The organism is Pseudomonas sp. 2822-15, from assembly GCF_002742515.1.
Classification (GTDB): Bacteria; Pseudomonadota; Gammaproteobacteria; order Pseudomonadales; family Pseudomonadaceae; genus Aquipseudomonas; species Aquipseudomonas salomonii.
In genome coordinates this window covers 1-228 of sequence record NZ_LJRY01000008.1, presented here as the reverse complement: position 1 = coordinate 228, position 228 = coordinate 1, and the positions used below count along the sequence as shown (strand labels likewise).

The following is a 228-nucleotide window of genomic DNA, read 5'->3' as shown; positions in this document are numbered from 1 at the left end:
GAAGGAGGGTGTATTTTCATTTAGGTCTCCTTGCAATTTATTTTGGATTTGGTGGGCCGCTTTATGTGTTGGGCCATTTAATGCTTAGCATGCATATGCTTTCTATGGCAATCGTTTATTTAATAGCACCACCGTTAATTTTACTTGGTCTTCCATCATGGTTTTTCGAGTATTTTAAACGGTTTAAAGTATTAAGAGGGATATTCTTAATTATTGGCTTTCCAATAT

General features: G+C 35.1%; 1 protein-coding gene. It reads left to right on the top strand.

Translation table 11 applies throughout. The annotated features are described in order from the left end of the window. Positions 1 to 8: 8 nt before the first annotated feature. On the top strand, positions 9 to 228 hold a 220-nt coding region (locus AOA59_RS33380; protein WP_371919043.1), incomplete at its 3' end, for a cytochrome c oxidase assembly protein.